The 17,534-nt window shown below is 66.6% G+C and carries 17 protein-coding genes; 9 read left to right on the forward strand and 8 right to left on the reverse strand.

Features of this window, described 5'->3' with window-relative positions:
• Positions 1-158: 158 nt before the first annotated feature.
• Positions 159-1,340, forward strand: a complete 1,182-nt coding sequence (locus tag PTT45_RS18015) for a pyridoxal phosphate-dependent aminotransferase (RefSeq protein ID WP_273815131.1) — start codon at positions 159-161, stop codon at positions 1,338-1,340.
• Positions 1,330-2,037: a DNA/RNA nuclease SfsA gene (gene sfsA / locus PTT45_RS18020; protein WP_273815133.1), complete on the forward strand. Its 708-nt coding sequence runs from the start codon at positions 1,330-1,332 to the stop codon at positions 2,035-2,037. The genes PTT45_RS18015 and sfsA overlap by 11 nt, the downstream gene beginning before the upstream one ends.
• Here sfsA and PTT45_RS18025 read toward each other — a convergent pair.
• From PTT45_RS18025 to PTT45_RS18055, 7 genes are all read right to left on the reverse strand, one after another.
• Complete coding sequence (locus PTT45_RS18025; RefSeq protein WP_273815134.1) at positions 2,034-2,351, reverse strand: Rieske (2Fe-2S) protein; 318 nt, start codon at positions 2,349-2,351, stop codon at positions 2,034-2,036. The two genes, sfsA and PTT45_RS18025, sit on opposite strands and share 4 nt — an antisense overlap.
• A gap of 56 nt (positions 2,352-2,407) precedes the next feature.
• The gene (locus tag PTT45_RS18030; protein ID WP_273815136.1) at positions 2,408-2,839 is read right to left on the reverse strand and encodes a YbaN family protein; all 432 of its coding nucleotides are present in this window, start codon (positions 2,837-2,839) and stop codon (positions 2,408-2,410) included.
• Positions 2,836-3,417, reverse strand: coding sequence for a biliverdin-producing heme oxygenase (locus tag PTT45_RS18035; RefSeq protein WP_273815138.1), 582 nt, complete (start codon positions 3,415-3,417; stop codon positions 2,836-2,838). Before PTT45_RS18035 ends, PTT45_RS18030 begins: the two co-directional genes overlap by 4 nt.
• Positions 3,418-3,547: 130 nt before the next feature.
• Positions 3,548-6,157: a TonB-dependent receptor gene (locus PTT45_RS18040; protein ID WP_273815140.1), complete on the reverse strand. Its 2,610-nt coding sequence runs from the start codon at positions 6,155-6,157 to the stop codon at positions 3,548-3,550.
• A 126-nt stretch (positions 6,158-6,283) separates the two neighbouring features.
• Positions 6,284-7,240, reverse strand: coding sequence for a FecR family protein (locus PTT45_RS18045; RefSeq protein WP_273815142.1), 957 nt, complete (start codon positions 7,238-7,240; stop codon positions 6,284-6,286).
• A gap of 61 nt (positions 7,241-7,301) precedes the next feature.
• On the reverse strand, positions 7,302-7,823 hold the full coding sequence (locus PTT45_RS18050) for an RNA polymerase sigma factor (protein WP_273815144.1): 522 nt from the start codon (positions 7,821-7,823) through the stop codon (positions 7,302-7,304).
• A 207-nt stretch (positions 7,824-8,030) separates the two neighbouring features.
• Complete coding sequence (locus PTT45_RS18055; protein WP_273815146.1) at positions 8,031-10,334, reverse strand: TonB-dependent hemoglobin/transferrin/lactoferrin family receptor; 2,304 nt, start codon at positions 10,332-10,334, stop codon at positions 8,031-8,033.
• 210 nt (positions 10,335-10,544) lie between these two features.
• On the opposite strand from PTT45_RS18055, the gene PTT45_RS18060 reads away from it, so the two are divergent.
• The 5 genes from PTT45_RS18060 to PTT45_RS18080 are packed head-to-tail and all read left to right on the forward strand — an operon-like array spanning position 10,545 to position 15,202.
• On the forward strand, positions 10,545-11,606 hold the full coding sequence (locus tag PTT45_RS18060) for a hemin-degrading factor (protein WP_273815147.1): 1,062 nt from the start codon (positions 10,545-10,547) through the stop codon (positions 11,604-11,606).
• 1 nt (position 11,607) lies between these two features.
• Positions 11,608-12,495 carry a heme/hemin ABC transporter substrate-binding protein gene (locus PTT45_RS18065; protein ID WP_273815149.1) on the forward strand — a complete coding sequence of 296 codons (888 nt, stop codon included), beginning with the start codon at positions 11,608-11,610 and terminating at the stop codon, positions 12,493-12,495.
• Positions 12,496-12,545: 50 nt separating this feature from the next.
• Entirely contained in the window at positions 12,546-13,529 is a 984-nt protein-coding gene (locus tag PTT45_RS18070) for a FecCD family ABC transporter permease (protein WP_273815277.1), read from the forward strand.
• Positions 13,529-14,296, forward strand: a complete 768-nt coding sequence (locus PTT45_RS18075) for a heme ABC transporter ATP-binding protein (protein WP_273815150.1) — start codon at positions 13,529-13,531, stop codon at positions 14,294-14,296. Before PTT45_RS18070 ends, PTT45_RS18075 begins: the two co-directional genes overlap by 1 nt.
• Positions 14,297-14,314: 18 nt before the next feature.
• Entirely contained in the window at positions 14,315-15,202 is an 888-nt protein-coding gene (locus PTT45_RS18080; protein ID WP_273815152.1) for a ChaN family lipoprotein, read from the forward strand.
• Positions 15,203-15,290: 88 nt separating this feature from the next.
• Here the strand turns inward: PTT45_RS18080 and PTT45_RS18085 are convergent, their stop codons facing one another.
• Positions 15,291-16,049, reverse strand: coding sequence for an SDR family oxidoreductase (locus tag PTT45_RS18085; protein ID WP_273815155.1), 759 nt, complete (start codon positions 16,047-16,049; stop codon positions 15,291-15,293).
• Positions 16,050-16,142: 93 nt separating this feature from the next.
• Between PTT45_RS18085 and PTT45_RS18090 the strand changes: the two genes are divergently transcribed.
• Both PTT45_RS18090 and PTT45_RS18095 read left to right on the forward strand, forming a co-directional pair.
• Positions 16,143-16,874, forward strand: a complete 732-nt coding sequence (locus PTT45_RS18090; protein WP_273815157.1) for a HugZ family pyridoxamine 5'-phosphate oxidase — start codon at positions 16,143-16,145, stop codon at positions 16,872-16,874.
• A gap of 64 nt (positions 16,875-16,938) precedes the next feature.
• Positions 16,939-17,388 carry an FxsA family protein gene (locus PTT45_RS18095; protein WP_273815159.1) on the forward strand — a complete coding sequence of 150 codons (450 nt, stop codon included), beginning with the start codon at positions 16,939-16,941 and terminating at the stop codon, positions 17,386-17,388.
• Positions 17,389-17,534 lie beyond the last annotated feature (146 nt).

Below are 17,534 nucleotides of genomic sequence, written 5' to 3' on the forward strand. Positions count from 1 at the left end.
ATCTGTTCCTTTGCCGGGCAAGTGCACCGGGCCTGCGGCTGCAAGCGGGCGAACTTACCAGATCGATTCCGGCGATGCTACTCCCGGTTGTCTCGCTTGTTACGGGGTTACAGGTCAGTTGGTTAGAATCCCCTCTTTTCCTGAATAAAGGAAGGCCAATGGCCCAGCCCTTCAGTGCGCGCAGTCGCGCCATCGAACCTTTCCATGTCATGGCCCTGCTGGCCCGTGCCAACGAGCTGCAGGCCGCCGGCCATGACGTGATCCATCTGGAGATCGGCGAGCCGGACTTCACCACCGCCGAGCCCATCGTGCGCGCGGGCCAGGCCGCGCTGGCCGCCGGGCACACCCGCTATACGGCGGCGCGCGGCATTCCGCAGCTGCGTCAGGCCATCTCCGGTTTCTACGCCAGTCGCTATGGTGTGGATATCGACCCCGAGCGCATCCTGATTACTCCCGGTGGTTCTGGGGCGCTGTTGCTGGCCTCCAGCCTGCTGGTCGATCCGGGCAAGCACTGGCTGCTGGCCGACCCCGGCTACCCCTGCAATCGCCACTTCCTGCGCCTGGTCGAGGGTGCCGCGCAGCTGGTACCGGTCGGCCCGGAGAGCCGCTACCAACTGACGCCACAGCTGGTGGAACGGCACTGGGATGGCGACAGCGTCGGCGCCCTGGTCGCCTCGCCGGCCAACCCCACCGGTACGCTGCTGCATCTGGAGGAGCTGGCGGCGCTGTCGAGCACGCTCAAGCAGCGCGGCGGCCACCTGGTGGTGGATGAGATCTACCACGGCCTGACCTACGGCTGCGATGCGCCCAGCGTGTTGCAGGTAGACGACGATGCCTTCGTCCTCAACAGTTTCTCCAAATATTTCGGCATGACCGGGTGGCGCCTCGGCTGGCTGGTTGCGCCGCAGCACGCGGTGCCGGAGCTGGAGAAGCTGGCGCAGAACCTCTACATCAGCGCGCCTTCGATGGCCCAGCATGCCGCCCTGGCCTGTTTCGAGCCGGCCACGCTGGCGATCTTCGAGGAGCGCCGCCACGAGTTCCAGCGCCGCCGCGACTATCTGTTGCCGGCCCTGCGCGAGCTGGGCTTCCGCATCGCCGTGGAGCCGGAAGGCGCCTTCTATTTATATGCAGACATCTCCGCCTTCGGTGGCGACGCCTTCGCCTTCTGCCGGCACTTCATCGAGACCGAGCACGTGGCCTTCACCCCGGGCCTGGATTTCGGTCGCCACCTGGCGGGCCACCATGTGCGCTTCGCCTACACGCAGAACGTCGAGCGCCTGCAACAGGCGGTCGAGCGCATCGCCCGTGGCCTGAAGACCTGGAATCCCGATGCGCTTTGATCCGCCGCTGGAAGAGGGGCGCCTGCTGCGCCGCTACAAGCGCTTCCTCGCCGACATCGAGACGGCCGGTGGCGAGGCGCTGACCATCCACTGCCCGAACACCGGCTCGATGCTCAATTGCCTGAGCGAGGGCGGGCAGGTCTGGTTCAGCCGTTCCAACGACCCCAAGCGCAAGCTGCCGGGCACCTGGGAACTGGGCGAGACGCCGCACGGGCGCCTGGCTTGCCTGAACACCGGGCGGGCCAATGGGCTGGTGGAGGAGGCGCTACGTGCCGGCATCATCACCGAGCTGGCCGGCTTCACCGGTCTCAAGCGCGAGGTGGCTTACGGCAGCGAAGGCAGCCGTGCGGACTTCCGCCTGGACTACCTGAGCGGCTCGCTGTTCCTCGAGGTCAAGAGCGTCACCCTGGGCTTCGCCGATTCCACGGTGGCCGCCTTTCCCGATGCGGTGACCGAGCGTGGCGCCAAGCACCTGCGCGAGCTGGCTGCGCTGGCGCGCCAGGGCGTGCGCGCGGTGCTGCTGTACTGCGTGAACCTGGCCGGCATCGAGGCGGTGCGCGCCGCCGAGGAAATCGACCCGGCCTATGCGGCGGGCCTGCGTGAGGCGCGTGCGGCGGGGATGGAGGTATTGGCCTACGGCGTCGATATCAACCCGCAGGAAGTGCGCCTGGTGCGGCGACTCGAGGTATTGACCTAGGTTTCGACCCACAGACCCTGGCTGTCTTCCCGGCAGTTCAGCGCCTGCAGCGATTGGCCGGCGCAGGGGCCGGTCACGCATTCGCCATCCTCGATGAGGAACAGTGCGCCGTGATGGGCGCACTGGATCAGGCTGCCGCTGGCGTCGAGGAAGTCGTCCGCGCGCCACTCCAGGGTCAGGCCGCGGTGCGGGCAACTGTTCAGGTAGACGTAGGCGCGGCCGTCGCGGCGTACCGCCAGCACTTTGCGCCCCGCAACGACAAAGCCCCGGCTCTGGCCTTCGGCCAGCTCATGCGGGGCGCACAGATGAATCATGGGTATCTCCACGCCAGAGCCGGGATTATCCCGCAGGCGTGGCCGGCCTGTCGCGCTCAGACGTCGGGGCGGGCGGTGGTGGCTGGCAGGGATATAGAGGGTTCGGCAGTACGGTCGGGACGCGACCAGATCCACAGGTTGCCGATGGCCATGCCGGCGATCACCGCATACAGCCAGTAACCATGGGGCAGGGTGATCAGCATGATTGCCAGGGCCATCAGCATCGAGGCGCTGGCGGCGAGCTTGGCGCGGCGGGCGATGGCCTGGCCGTTACGCCAGTTGGCCAGGATCGGGCCGAACAGACGGTGATTCTCCAGCCACTGGCTGAGCCGTGGCGAGCTGCGTGAGGCGGCCCAGGCGGCAAGCAGCACGAACTCGGTGGTCGGCAGGCCAGGCAGCACAAGCCCCACCAGGCCTACACCGAGGGAGGTGTAGGCCAGCAGGGCATAGAGCAGGCGCACCAGGCGCGAGCGTGGGGCGTGGTTCAAGCGGCCTTGGCCTGGGCGTAGCTGTGTTGCAGCAGGTCGGCGAAGCGCTCGAAGGCGGCCAGGGCGCCGGCTTCTGCGGCGCGGTCTTCTTCTTCGCTCAGTTCCAGGGCGTCGAGGGTGTGGGTGAACAGCTTCCAGCCCGCGGCGCGGCCGCCTTCCGGTTCGCCCAGGTGACGGGCGCCGAAGGTCTCGGTCAGGCCCAGTGCCGCGACGCGCTTGATCAGGAAAGCGGCGCCCAGCTTGGAGCCTTCGGAGACGAACAGCCAGCCCAGGGCTTCGGCGCGCGACAGGCCGGCAGGAGCGCCCTCTACTGCAGCCGGCACGGCGGCGCCGAGGTCGCCGAGATCGGCTTCGGCCTGGCGGGCGCGGCAGCGGGCGGCGAGGTCAGGGAAGATGGCGATCAGCTCATCGTTCTGATACAGCGCCTGCAGTTCGGACTGGAACAGGTACTGGGCCTGGACGAACGGGCTGAAGTTCTCGCGGCTGGAGAACGGGTCTTGTGCCTTGACGGTGCTGTCGAGACGCGCATGAGGGGCGTGGGTGGCCTGATTTAGACGCTGGGAACGCAGGGTGCTCATCGGAACCGGGTCCTTGCAATATGGGTGTCAGAAGACGTGACGAACGAGGTGGGCAAAGCGCGTAAACGACAACGCCCCGCCCCGTTCGCTGCGCTAGGGCAGCGGCCGGGGCGGGGCGTTCAGGCGTGGATCAGATGTCCCACACCAGGTTGACGGAGAAGTTACGGCCGGGCTGGGTCAGGCGGTCCATGTTGGCGGGAGCGGTCACACCCGCTTCGCCGACGCCGTCGTAGCCGCGCACGTCATCCCACAGCCAGTACTGCTTGTCGGTCAGGTTGTACAGGCCGGCGTTGACGGTCAGGTCGTCGCTCAGCTTGTAGTAGCCGGACAGGTCGAGGATGCCGAAGCCCGGAGTGGCGAACTGGCTGCCGCTGCCGTCCGGGGAGTTGAAGTCGTCCTCGTCGATGCGCGTCTTGCGCTTGACCAGGGTCCAGCTCAGCAGGCTGCCGAAGCGCTCCTGCTCGTAGCCCAGGCCGAATACGCCGGTCAGCGGGTTGATGCTGTTCAGCGGCTCGCCGGTCTCGTCGTTGCGACCGCGGGCATAGGCCACGGAGCCCTGGGTGTAGAGGCCCGGGAAGGCGCCGAACTGTTCCAGCTCCAGGCGACCCTTGACCTCCATGCCGCGGATGCTGGCGCGGCCGATGTTCTCGCTCTGGAACACGGTCAGGCGGCCATTGCTGCCGACGGCATCGTTGTCGAGGAAGTCGCGGTAGCGGTTGTAGAACACCGCCACGTCGAAGCTGCCACCCTCGAAGTTGCCGCGCAGGCCGGTTTCCAGGCTGCGGCTCTTCTCCGGGTCGAGGTCCGGGTTGGGTTCGACGACGTAGCCCAGCGAGGTATTCTCGAAGCGGCCGTACATCTCCTTGGCGGTCGGGGTGCGGAAGCCTTCCGCGTACTGGCCGAACCAGGTGTAGTGGTCGTCGAAGTCATAGGTGACGCCAAGCTTGGGCGACACGCGATGCCAGTCCTGGGTATCGTCGCTCGGACGGAAGCTGCTGGTGCCGATGCTGCGCAGGTAGTCCTCGGTCAGCTCGGGCTCGAGGCTGGTGCGGTCATAGCGCAGGCCGGGGAGGAAGGTCCACTGGTTCCAGCGGATTTCGTCCTGGGCGAACAGGGCGTAGGTCTTCACGGTTGGATCGGGGAAGTCGCTCTGCGGCGTCAGGCTGTCGCTGGCGGATGGGCTGACCTGGCCGACGAGGTTGGTGCAGGTGCCGACGGAGGTGTAGCAATACGCCGTGCCGCTACGCAGGCCAGTGACTTCCTGGTGCTTGAGGTTGAGGCCGTAGGTCAGCAGGTGCTCGGTCTCGCCGAGGCTGAAGGCCTTGTCCAGCACCGCGTCGAACACCCACAGGCGATCCTTGTAGTCGGTCTCGCGGTAACGCATCACATCGCGGCTGACCGCACCGGTGAAGAAGTTGGTGGGCGCGTAGCGCTCCTGGGTGCTCTGGTCGGTCTTGGCGATCTGGTAGTTCAGGCTCCACTTCAGGTTGTCGGCCAGCGGGCTGTCCAGCGCCAGTCGGTGTTCCAGGCCGAAGCGCTCGCGGGTGATGGTGTCGTTGCCGCTGCGGGCGAGGTAGTAGCCCTGGCCCACGCCGATGGTGGGGGCGTTGAACGGGCCGCCGACGGCGCTGAGCTGGTCGGTGTCGCGGTCGTCCTTGTACTTCTCGTAGGTCAGTTGCAGGCGATCGCTGTCGTTGTAGTTCCAGCCCAGCTTGGCCAGCACGTTGGTGGCGCGCATGTCTTCCGGGTTGGCTTCGGTGCGGTCGAGGCCGGTTCCGCCGTGGCCACCGTAGGACTCGGTTTCGTGACCGTTGCGCTGGGATAGGTGCAGCAGGGCGTCGAAGGCTTCATGGCGACCGGCGACGGTGGCCGAGTTGAGCCAGCTGTCGTCGGCAGAGCTGTAGCCGGTCTTCAGGCGCGCGCCGGCATCGCGGCCTTCCTTGATGATGTCGTCTGCATCCAGGGTGAAGTAGCTCACCGCGCCGCCGATGGCATTGCTGCCATACAGGGCCGAGGCTGGGCCGCGGAGGATCTCCACGCGCTTGACGATTTCCGGGTCGACGTAGTTGCGATGGGTCTGGGCGTAGGGGCCGTAGAAGAAGCTGGCCGGTACCTCGACGCCATCGACCTGGGTGAGCACGCGGTCACCGTCGATGCCGCGGATGTTGTAGCCGCTGGTGCCAGAGCGCTGGCCGGTGCCGCCGACCGATACGCCGGGTTCGTAGCGCACCAGTTCCTTGATGTCGTTGACGTTGTTGCGGTCGAGGCTGGCGCGGTCCTGAACGCTGACGGTGACCGGTACTGCGTCGATGTCGCGGGCGTGCAGGGTGGCGGTGATGGTCTGCGGTTGCAGCTCCAGCGCGTCGCTACGCGTGATGCGTTGCAGAACGACGTTGTTCGGGCTGACCTGGACGAAATCCAGGCCGCTGCCGGCGAGCAGGCGACGCAGGGCCTGTTCGGCCGGAAGAGTACCGCTGACGCCCGGCGAGGTGACGTTCTCGGCCAGATCCGCCTGCAGGCCAACCTGCCATCCGGTGACCGCGCTGAAGGCGTTGAGTGCGCTGTTCAGTGGCTGGCTCTGGATGGCGAAGCTGAAGCCGGCCTCGGCTTGGGCGCTGGTCTCGGCGGCCACGGCCTGGGTGGCCGGTACGAAGGCCACGGCGATGGACAGGGTCATCAGCGACAGTGCTGCTGGTGCACGCAGGCGGTCGAGGGTGGAGCGTCGGGAGGGGGCGGTCATCGGAGCTCTCTTCTGGTCGTTATTCGTCTATTAATGCGAATTAATAGCATTGGCATTTGACGAAACGAACGAGCGCAGCGGAGCGCGTAAAAAAACTTCGAAAATCTTTGCGGCGGGGCAGAGGAGTCAGTCGAGGATCAGTACGCGCGGCAGTTCGTGCAGCTGTGCGGAGGTGACTTGCGCCAGCGAGCGCATGGCGCCAACGGGATCGTCCAGGCGGTAGTTGCCGGTGACGTTGAGGTCGGCCAGACGCTCGTCGGTGCTGACGATCCAGCCCGGGTAGTAGCGGCGCAGCTCGGCGAGCACCTCGCGTAGCGGGCAGTTCTCGAACATCAGGCGGCCCTGTACCCAGGCCAGCTGTGGTTGGCTCTGGGTGTTGTGGCGGCGAGGGCCGAAGCCATCCGGGCCGACACGAATGCTGTCGCCGGCGCCGAGGCTGACGCTGGCATCGTTGCGTGGTGTGCGCAGGGCGACCTCGCCGCGTTCCACGCTGACCTCGGCTTCGTCGTCGAGGTAGCGCACGGCGAATGCGGTGCCGCGCACACTGACCTGAACCGGGCCGGCGTCCACCTCGAACGGGCGGCTGTGGTCGTGGGCCACGTCGAAGTAGGCTTCGCCGTACAGCAGGCGGGTACTGCGGTGATAGTCGTCCATGCGACTGGCCAGCGCGGTGTCGGTATTCAGCAGCACGCGCGAACCATCGGCCAGTTGCAGGTGCTGGCGCTGGCCCACGGCGGTGATGTGGTCGGCTTGCATGCGCTCGGGCAGATCACTCTGCAACACGGCAGCGATGCACAGCAGCAGGGCGGCCGCGGAGGATGCTGCGCGACGGGTTACACGGCGGCGGCGAAGCTGGCGCTGCTGGTTGACCTGTTGCAGGCCCGAGGCGGCGACATCCAGCAGCGGTGAGCCCCACATCTGGCTGGCCTGCCGGTAGGCGCGCGCGTTGTCTTCGCTGGCCGACAGCCAGGTCTCGAATTCGTTACGGGTGGCCGCATCCGCATCGTCCAGGCGAATCAGCCAGTCCAGCGCCTGGGACAGGCTCTCGGTATTGGCTGCGGATGGCTGGGAGGGAGCGGTCACACCGGAGTCCTCGGGACGGGGTTGCCTATTGTCGTCCAGGGCTCGGTGGATGGGTAGCCTGTCACGTCGGCGTTTCCAGGCGCGCCAGCACGTCGATGCAGATGGCCATGATCAGCTTCAGTTCCTTCTGCACGGTGCTCAGGGAGACGTCGAGCTGTTCGGCGATCTCGGCGTAGCCGTAACCATGCAGGCGGCTGAGGATGAAGATCTGCTGCTGGCGCGGGGTCAGGCGTTCGACCGTGGAGCCGAGGCGTTCCAGCAGTTGCTCGGCATGCACGCTTTCTTCGGCGGACGGGGCTCCGGAAGGCACAGCCTGCAGCTCTTCGTCCGAGACATCGTCCATCAGCGTGCGCGCTTGCATGCGCAGGTGGCGCAGATGATCGAGGGCGAGGTTGCGGCCGGTCTGGAACAGGAACGGCTCCAGATGCTCCACCGGACGCTGCAGCAAGGTGCGCGCGACCCGCAGGTAGGTCTCCTGGACCAGCTCTTCGGCGATGCTGGGGTTCTTCACCATTCTCGCCAGGGTGCGCAGCAGGCTGGTGCGCTGGGCGACAAAGACGGCGTCGAGATTGGAACTGCTCACGGGATATCCATTCTCTGAATCAAATGATAATTATTATTGTTGAGTTGGGCGCCTGGGCACAAGACCAGACTGGCCTCGTGACGGTCCGGGCGCTTGCCGGATGGTCTCGCGAGACTCTGGCGCAGACGAAAACGCCCCGGAGCCCGGTCTTTCGACCGCTGCATCCGAGGCGTTGAAGAGGGCGCGCGTCCTTGCGCGAAATTGAACTCAGTACTGCCAGGAGGCGGAGACGCGGAAGTTGCGGCCGACCTCGCTGTAGTAGTCGTCCGGCTGCACCAGGTTGCCGGTGGGCACGTTGAGGGCGCTCCAGTACTTCTTGTCGAGGGCGTTGAACAGGCCGGCCTGCAGCTTCACCCCTTTCAGCTCTGCGGGCTGCCACCAGCCGGTCATGTCGACCACGCCGTAGCCAGGGGCCTCGAAGTCGCCATCGTTCTCGACCTTGTCGCGTGCTGCGGCGGCGCGCAGCATCAGGTCGGCACCGTACTGGTCACGCTCGTAGCTCAGACCCAGCAGGCTGGTGATCGGAGCGACCGAGCTCAGGCGCTGGTTGGTCTGCAGGTCTTCGCCGTTGGCCCAGGCCACGGAACCCCAGACCTTCCAGTGCGGTACGAACTCCCAGTGGGCGGCGAGCTCGGCACCGTAGATCTGCACCTTGGCGCGGTTCTCGGTGCGGGTCACGCCCATCGGGTAGTCGGCGGCGCTCAGGCCGACGGCTGACAGGTCGGCGGCATCCATCACCACGTCGTCGTCGATGAAATTCTTGTAGTGGTTGTCGAACAGGCTGATCGAGCCGCCCAGCTTGTTGTCACCCAGTTGTGCGCCGATCTCGTAGCCGTTGCTTTCCTCGGGCTTGAGGTTGGCATTGCCCAGGCGCAGGTAGCTGCCTTCGGCGCCGTAGTTCATGTACAGCTGGGTCGCATCCGGAGCCTTGAAGCCCTGTGCCCACTGGGCGTAGAGCATGGCCTTCTCGGCTACCTGCCAGGTGGCCAGCAGGCTGCCGGACAGCTTGTGGTCCTTGCTCGACGACAGGGTCTGATCGTTGGCCGGGTTGATGTTGTTGTCGAAGTCGCTGGTGGCCTGCGGGTCCTGCTTGTAGTGGTCGTAGCGCAGGCCCGGGGTCAGCTTGACGCGACCGTCGGCGAAGGCGATCTCGTTGGTGGCGAACAGCGCCCACTGGGTGCCTTCGGCCTTGGGCATGTCGGCCTGGTTGGTGTGCAGGAAGTCGCAGGCGGCAGGGCCCATGTACATTGGGTGGCTCGGGTCGATGGTGAAGCCGGGGCAGTTGTCGTAGCCCTCGGAGACCTGCTCGGTGTTGACCTGATAGACCTCGCCGCCGAGGGTCAGCTTATTCGGCACGCCAGCGATCTCGTAGCTCTTGCCGACGTCGCCAGAGACGCCGTACAGCTCTTTCTCGATCTGGTTGTCACGGCCGAATGCGCCGCCTGGGTATTTGTACGGGTTGCCTGGCAGGCCGAAGAACAGGAAGTCGGGAATCCCGGCGCGGGAGTCGGTGACGGTGCGAATGCCGTTCTGGTCGTCATGACGACGCAGTTTCTGCCAGTAGGCGATGGCGTTGGCGCTGTCGATCAGGCCGTTGCTGTCTTCTGCGCGGAAGCCGTAATCGACCGACAAACGCTGGCGCTTGACGTGTTCGTCGGTACCGTTCTCGCCGAGCAGGTAAGTGGTGCCCTGGTTGGTGCGGGTGTCGATGTCGTTCTCGCGCTGGAACAGCTCGCCGGTGAAGCCGACCTTGTGGCCGCCGTCGAAGCGCTGCTGCAGCTTGACCAGCAGGCTCTGTTGATCGGTATCGGCCGGGTTGGCCTCGGTGCGGCTGGTGCCGTAGGTGTCTTGGTTGCCGCCGCTTTCCAGCTCATGGCCCTGGCGCTGGCCAGCCTGCAGCAGCCAGGAGGTGTCCTGGTAGCGGCCGGCGAGGGCGCCATTCAGGCCCCAGCTGTTGTCGGCGCTGTCGTAGTCGGTCTTGACCAGGCTACCGAATTCCTTGCCTTCGCCCAGCAGATCCTCGGGGTTGAGAGTGTGCAGCTGGACCGCGCCACCCAGGGCGCCGGAGCCGACCACGCTGGAGTTGGAGCCGCGCACGATGTCCACCGAGGACAGGCCGTTGAAGTCGATCGAGTCCAGGCCGCCCTGAGCGCCACCGGTCGGACCCTGGCTACGTGCACCATCGGTCAGCCACGGCACGCGGATGCCGTCGATGGTGGTCAGCACGCGGTCGCGATCGAGGCCGCGAATGTTGATGCTCTCGCTGCTGCGGCTGTAGTTCACGCCCGGCTCGGCGCGGCGGCCTAGGTCGTCGAAGCTACGGATCTGGCGCTCTTCCAGGGTCTTGGCGTCGGTCTTGGTGGTGGTCGGCAGCGCTTCCTGCACGACGTTACCGGTGACCTGGGTCGGGGCGAGCTCGGTGTTGCTGTCCGTGGTCTGTGCGAATGCCAGCGAAGGGCTGAGCAGCAACAGCGCCATCCATGGGCGCAAGGCGAAGGGTGGGGTGGACATAGCATTACTCCCGCGAGTGGCTCTCTGGCCGGTGTATTTAGTTTTGGCGGCGGGAAGGTAATTAAACTCAATCTCAAATGCAAATAAATCTCAAAGGAATTAGATTTTCAAATTCATTCGCGTTAGGCTTCTTTGCCTATTTTTCCTGACCCGCACCGGGTCATTCGTCATAGATAAATACATAAGCAGTATCTGCCCCAAGGAAACGCAATGAGCAATCTCAGTCAGCCCACGTCCCCCCTTTACCAGCGCTGGCAGCTCCTGCGCGCCGAACAGTCCGGTCTGCGCGCCCGCGATGCTGCCGCCAAGCTGGGCGTCAGTGAGGCCGAGCTGACTGCCAGCCGCCTGGGCGTGGATGCCGTGCGCCTGCGCACCGAGTGGGCCGAGCTGCTGCCGGCGCTGGGTGAGTTGGGCTACATCATGGCGCTGACCCGCAACGAGCATTGCGTGCACGAGCGCAAGGGCTACTACCGCGAGGTATCGGTGATGGCCAACGGCGCCATGGGCCTGGTGGTCTCCCCTGATATCGACCTGCGCCTGTTCATGACCCAGTGGGCCAGCGTGTTCGCCGTCGCCGAAGACACCGAGCGCGGCGTGCAGCGCAGCATTCAGATATTCGATCGCCAGGGCACCGCCGTGCACAAGGTCTATCTCACCGCCAAGAGCGAGGAGGCGGCCTGGGCGCCGCTGGTCGAGCGCTTCCGCGCCGCCGAGCAGAGCGCCGAGCTGGACCTGCAGCCGCTGGCCGAACGCAAGGCTCCGCGCGCCGATGCCGAGGTGGACACCGCCGCTCTGCGCGCCGACTGGGCCGAGCTGAAGGACACCCACCACTTCTTCGCCATGCTCAAGCGCCACGACGTGGCCCGTACCCAGGCCCTGCGCCTGGCCGGTCGCGAGTGGGCCGAGCCGCTGGCCACCGCCGAGCTGCCCAAGCTGCTGGAAGAGGCCGGCGCCCGCCAGGTGCCGATCATGGTCTTCGTCGGCAACCAGCACTGCATTCAGATCCACTCCGGCACCGTCAGCAACCTGCGCTGGATGGGCGACTGGTTCAACGTGCTCGACCCCGAATTCAACCTGCACCTGAAGACCCCGGGCGTGGTCGAGCTGTGGCGCGTACGCAAGCCCAGCAGCGACGGCATCATCACCAGCTACGAGGCCTTCGATGCTGATGGCGAGCTGGTCGTGCAGCTGTTCGGCGCGCGCAAGCCGGGCGTGCCGGAGCTGGTCGAGTGGCGCGAACTGGCCGAATCCATCGCCGCCCTGGAGGCCTGAGATGCGCCTGTCCAAGTTTCTTCTGCTGTGCGGCAGCCTGGTGTTCAGCCATGCCGCGGCGGCGGCCGATCTGCCGCAACGCTGGGTCAGCTCCGGCGGCTCGCTGAGCGAGTGGGTGGTGCGCCTGGGCGGTGAAGGCAAGCTGGTCGGTGTCGACACCACCAGTCTGCACCCGCAGAGCCTGCGCAAGCTGCCGAGCATCGGCTACCAGCGCGCGCTGTCCGCCGAGGGCGTGCTGTCGCTGCGCCCGGACATCCTGATCGGCAGCGAGGAGATGGGCCCGCCGCCGGTGATCGAGCAGATCAAGGCCGCCGGCATCCGCATCGAGGCGCTGTCGGCCAAGCCCGACCTGGATACCCTGGAGCGCAATGTGCTGCGTCTGGGCGAACTGCTCGGCACGCCCGAGCAGGCCCGCGAGCAGATGACCGCCTACCGCCAGGACCTGCAGCGCCAGGCCGACTGGGTCGCCCAGGCGCAGAAGCGGCAGGCGCCGCCGCGCGTGCTGATGCTGCTCGGCCACGCCGGCAGCAACGTCATGGCGGCGGGCAAGGACAGCCTGGCGGTGTGGCTGATCGAGCATGCCGGTGGCGAGAGCCGTACCGAGCACAGCGGCTACAAGCCGATCTCCAACGAGGCGCTGCTGGCCATGGACCCGCAGGTGGTGATCTTCGCCGATCGCAGCCTGCACGGTGAGGAAGCGCGCAAGGCACTGCTGCAGCAGAACCCGGTGCTGCAGCAGACCAGCGCCGCGCGTGACGGCCGCCTGCTGACCCTCGACCCGACCCTGCTGGTCGGTGGTCTCGGCCCGCGTCTGCCCGAGGGACTGGCCGAGCTGTCGGCGGCCTTTTATCCTTCCGAGCAAGCACTGACGGCCAAACTCGACCGATGAATCCTGTTTTTCGACCCCGCCCATTGCTGTTGGCAATGGGCGTTCTTCTGCTGCTCGCGTTCTGGCTGTCGCTGGCCCTCGGCCCGGTGAGCCTGCCGCTGGGCGACACCCTGCTGGCCGCCCTGCGCCTCATGGGCCTGCCAATCGATGGTGAGGGACTGCAGCAGGCTGAGCTGATCCTCGGCCAGATTCGCCTGCCGCGCAGCCTGCTGGGGCTGTGCGTGGGCATCGTGCTGGCACTGTCTGGCGTGGCCATGCAGGGCCTGTTCCGCAACCCGCTGGCCGATCCCGGCCTGGTCGGTGTCGCCGGCGGTGCGGCGCTGGGTGCGGCCATCGCCATCGTCGGCGGTAGCATGGTCGGCGGCCTGCCGCCGGCACTGGCGCCTTATCTGCTATCGATCTGCGCCTTCTCCGGCGGCCTGATCGTGACCGCCGTGGTCTACCGCTTCGGCCGCCGTGACGGCCAGACCAACGTCGCCACCATGCTGCTTGCTGGCGTGGCGCTGACCGCCATGTCCGGTGCCGGCGTCGGCCTGTTCACCTACTTGGCCGACGACGCCACTTTGCGCAGCCTGACCTTCTGGAACCTGGGCAGCCTCAATGGCGCCAGCTATCCGCGCCTGTGGCCGCTGCTGTTGGTGACCGTGGGCGTGGCGGTCTGGCTGCCGCGTCGGGCCTCGGCGCTCAACGCGCTGCTGCTCGGCGAGTCGGAGGCGCGTCACCTGGGCTTCAACGTCGAGCGGATCAAGCTGGAGCTGGTGCTGTGCACTGCCCTGGGTGTCGGCGCCGCGGTGGCGGCTGCCGGTTTGATCGGCTTCATCGGCCTGGTGGTGCCGCACCTGATGCGCCTGCTGGTTGGGCCCGATCATCGCGTGCTGCTGCCGGCCTCGCTGCTGGCTGGTGCCAGCCTGCTGCTGCTGGCCGACCTGGTCGCCCGCCTGGTGCTGGCGCCGGCGGAGTTGCCAATCGGTATCGTCACGGCGCTGATCGGCGCGCCGTTCTTCCTTTATCTGCTGGTGCGGGGGCGGGCCTGATGTTGCGCGCGCAAGACTTGAGTGTGCGCCGTGGCGGCGCCACCGTGCTGGAAGGCGTCGACCTGGCCCTGCAACCCGGCGAGGTACTCGGTGTGCTCGGCCCCAACGGCGCCGGCAAGAGCACTCTTCTTGGCGCCCTGTGCGGCGAGCTGGATGCGGACGGCGGCAACGTCACCCTGGATGGCCGCGCCCTCGGCGACTGGTCCGGCCAGGAGCGCGCCCGGCGCCTGGCCGTACTGCCGCAGAGCTCGACCCTGAGCTTCGCCTTCCCGGTGGCCGATGTGGTCGCCATGGGCCGCCTGCCACACGATACCGGCCGCGCCCGTGACGCCGAGATCGTCGATGCGGCCCTGCGCGCGGCGGATGCCGAGCACCTGCGCGGGCGCAGCTACCTGGCCCTGTCCGGTGGCGAGCGCCAGCGCGTGCACCTGGCGCGGGTGCTGGCGCAGCTGTGGCCGGGCGGGGCAGGGCAGGTACTGCTGCTGGACGAGCCGACTTCGGCCCTCGATCCGTTGCACCAGCACACCACCCTGCAGGCGGTGCGCGACTTCGCCAGCCAGGGCGCGGCGGTGCTGGTGATCCTGCATGACCTCAACCTGGCGGCGCGCTACTGCGACCGCATCCTGCTGCTGCAGGACGGCCGCCCGCATGCCTTCGGCAGCCCCGACGAGGTGCTGCAGGCCGAGCCGCTGCGTGCTGTGTTCGGCCTCGACGTACTGATCCAGCGCCACCCGGAACGCGGCCATCCGCTGATCGTGGCGCGCTGAACCCTTCAGGAATTTCCCATGCGTATTGTTCTGCTTTGCTGTCTGTCTCTGCTGGCTGCCTGCCAGTCCCGCGGCGTGCTGCCGCCCCCCGCGCCCATCGCCCCCGAGGGGCGCGAGCATGCCCAGTTGGGTCAGATCGTCGATCTGGCCAGCGGCGAGCGCATCAGTCCGGAGCAACTGGTCGAACGCCTGGCCAAGGCGCCGCGCGTGCTGGTCGGCGAGCAGCACGACAACCCCGATCACCATGCCCTGCAGCTGTGGCTGTCGCGCGAGCTGGCGGCGCAGCGCCCGCAGGGCAGCGTGCTGATGGAGATGCTCAACCCCAACCAGCAGGCCAAGGTCGAACAGGCGCAAGCCGAGACTCGGGCCGGGCAGGCGCCGGCCGACACCTTCGCCGCGCTGGCCTGGCTGCCGAACTGGGACTGGGGCCTGTACGGCGCGCTGGTGCAGTACGAACTGCGCCAGCCCTATCCGTTGCTGTCGGCCAACCTGGACCGTGCCGAGATCATGCAGATCTACCAGGCGCGCCCGGTCCTGCAAGGCTCGGCGTCTACCGCGCCGGCGGTGCAGGAAAAGCTGCAGGAAGATATCCGCGAGTCCCACTGCGGCCTGCTGCCAGACAGCCAGATTCCCGCGATGCTTGCCGTCCAGCAGCAACGCGATCGGCGCATGGCCGAACGCCTGGCCGCCGCGCCACAACCGGCCATGCTGCTGGCCGGTGCCTTCCACGTACGCAAGGACCTGGGCGTGCCGCTGCACCTGACCGACCTCGGCGCGGGTGAAGGCAATGCCGTGCTGATCCTTGCCGAAGTGGGCAAGGAACCAGCCGCCGGCAGTGCCGACTATGTCTGGTACACCGCCGCCAATGTGCCCGAGGATCATTGCGCCAAGCTGCGCAAGAAGTAACGCGCCATGGAAAACAAAAAAGCCCCGCAATGCGGGGCTTTTTATTGGCGACGCTAAGGCTCTAGCTCGCCGTGAGGCGACACTCGGATTACAGGCGTAGGCCGCCGTCGAGCTCGAGAATACGACCGGTGTAGTAGTCGTTTTCCATGATGTAAGCCACGGAGTGGGCGATCTCGGTCGACTTGCCCATGCGGCGCAGCGGGATGCCGGAGGTCATCTTCTCCAGGGCTTCCGGTTTCATGCCGCTGGTCATCTCGGTTTCGATGAAGCCTGGTGCGACGCCCGCTACGCGAATGCCGTAGCGCGCCAGTTCCTTGGCCCACACCACGGTGTCGGCGGCGACGCCGGCCTTGGCCGCGGAGTAGTTGGCCTGGCCCATGTTGCCGGCGCGGGAGATGGAGGAGATGTTGACGATCGCGCCCTGGTTCTTCAGCTCGATCATCTTGGCTGCTACTTCGCGGGTGCAGAGGAACACGCCGGTCAGGTTGACGTCGATCACCGACTGCCACTGAGCCAGGCTCATCTTGGTCATCTCGCCGTCCTTGACCTTGATGGTCAGGCCGTCGCGCAGGATACCGGCATTGTTGACCAGGCCGTTGATGGCGCCGAAGTCCGCGGCCACCTGGGCGACCATGTGGGTCACCTGCTCTTCGTTGGCCACGTTGCACAGGTAAGCGCGGGCGTCGCCACCGGCGGCCTTGCAGGCGGCTACGGCGTCATCCAGCTTCTCCTGGTTCAGGTCGACCAGCGCCAGCTTGGCGCCCTTGGCGGCCAGGTATTCGCCCATGGCGCGGCCCAGGCCCTGGCAACCGCCGGTGATGATGATGACTTTGTCTTTGAGTTCCATAACACTGCTCCTCGAAGGTCTTGAAGATTGCCCCGCTGGCGCTGGGCGCCTGTTCGTTTCGTTTTCGACGAATTCTTAGCGAGGAGTCATAAATTGAGCATGACAGCCGAGAAGCATGCCCGAGAATTGTTGCTCAAGGAATACCGCGGGGTGCTTTCCACCCACTCCAAGAGCATGCCGGGCTTCCCTTTCGGATCGGTGGTGCCTTACTGCCTGGACGAGCAGGGCTGGCCGCTGATTTTGATCAGCCGCATCGCCCAGCACACCCACAATCTGCAGAAGGATGCCAAGTGCTCGCTGCTGGTCGGTGAGCGCGGCGCCGAGGACGTCCAGGCCGCCGGGCGCCTGACCTTGCTGGCCGAAGCCCGCCAGCTGGAAGAATCTGCAGCCATCGAGGCCTCGGCCGAGCGCTACTACCGCTATTTCCCTGATTCGCGCGACTACCACAGCGCCCACGACTTCGACTTCTGGGTGCTCGAGCCCGTGCGTTGGCGCTTCATCGGGGGCTTCGGCGCCATCCACTGGCTGCAGGGAGTCAACCTGGCCAACCCGCATGCCGGCGAGCCCGAGCGCAGCATGGTCGAGCACATGAACGACGACCATGCCTCGGCGATCGCCCACTACGTGCAGCTGGCCAACCTGCCGGAGCACGAACCGGCGCAGCTGGCCGGCATCGACAGCGAAGGCTTCCATCTGCGCATCGGCAAGGGCCTGTACTGGCTGGCGTTTCCAACATCCTGTAACAACCCCGGCGCGGTGCGCCAGGCCCTGGTATTGCTGGCTCGCGCCGAGGTCTGGCCGACCGTCGAGCAGGCTTCAGCTTGAATTAAGCCGCAGGCCCCATACTTCATCGGTATCGGAAGCCGTTCTTCCGCCAAGGACATTCGCAATGCGCGCTTTTCTATTCCTGTTCCTGCTGTTCCCCATCGTCGAGCTGGCCGTACTGATCCAGGTCGGCAGCGCCATCGGCGTGCTGCCGACGCTGCTGCTGGTGATCGGTACCGCGGTGCTAGGCAGCATCCTGCTGCGCGTGGCCGGCGTGGCCACCGCCTGGCGTGCCCGCGAGAAGCTGGCGCGGGGCGAGATGCCCGAGCAGGAAATGTTCGAGGGCCTGCTGATCGCCGTCGGCGGCGGCCTGCTGCTGTTGCCCGGCTTCATCAGCGACGTGTTCGGCCTGCTGTGCCTGATTCCCTTCACCCGCCGCCTGCTGATCGGCAAGCTGCAGCGCCGCGCCCAGGAGCAGGCGGAACGCCAGCGTGCCTTCTTCGACGACCCGGCGGCCCGCGCCGGCCAGACCCATCCGCATGTGATCGAGGGCGAGTACCAGCGCCGCGATTGAGGCGCTGCTGCAGGCCTGTCGCCTCACGGGCCGCCCCTTCGGGCCTGGCCTGTGAGGATTTCCGCGGATTGCCCTGCTGTGTAAAAAAATTCACAGCCCGCCCTTGAAATGCCCTTGGGCGCCCCTATCTAGCCTTCACCGCAAGG

Origin of the sequence: Pseudomonas sp. Gutcm_11s, assembly GCF_028649395.1 — a bacterium.
Lineage (GTDB): Bacteria > Pseudomonadota > Gammaproteobacteria > Pseudomonadales > Pseudomonadaceae > Aquipseudomonas.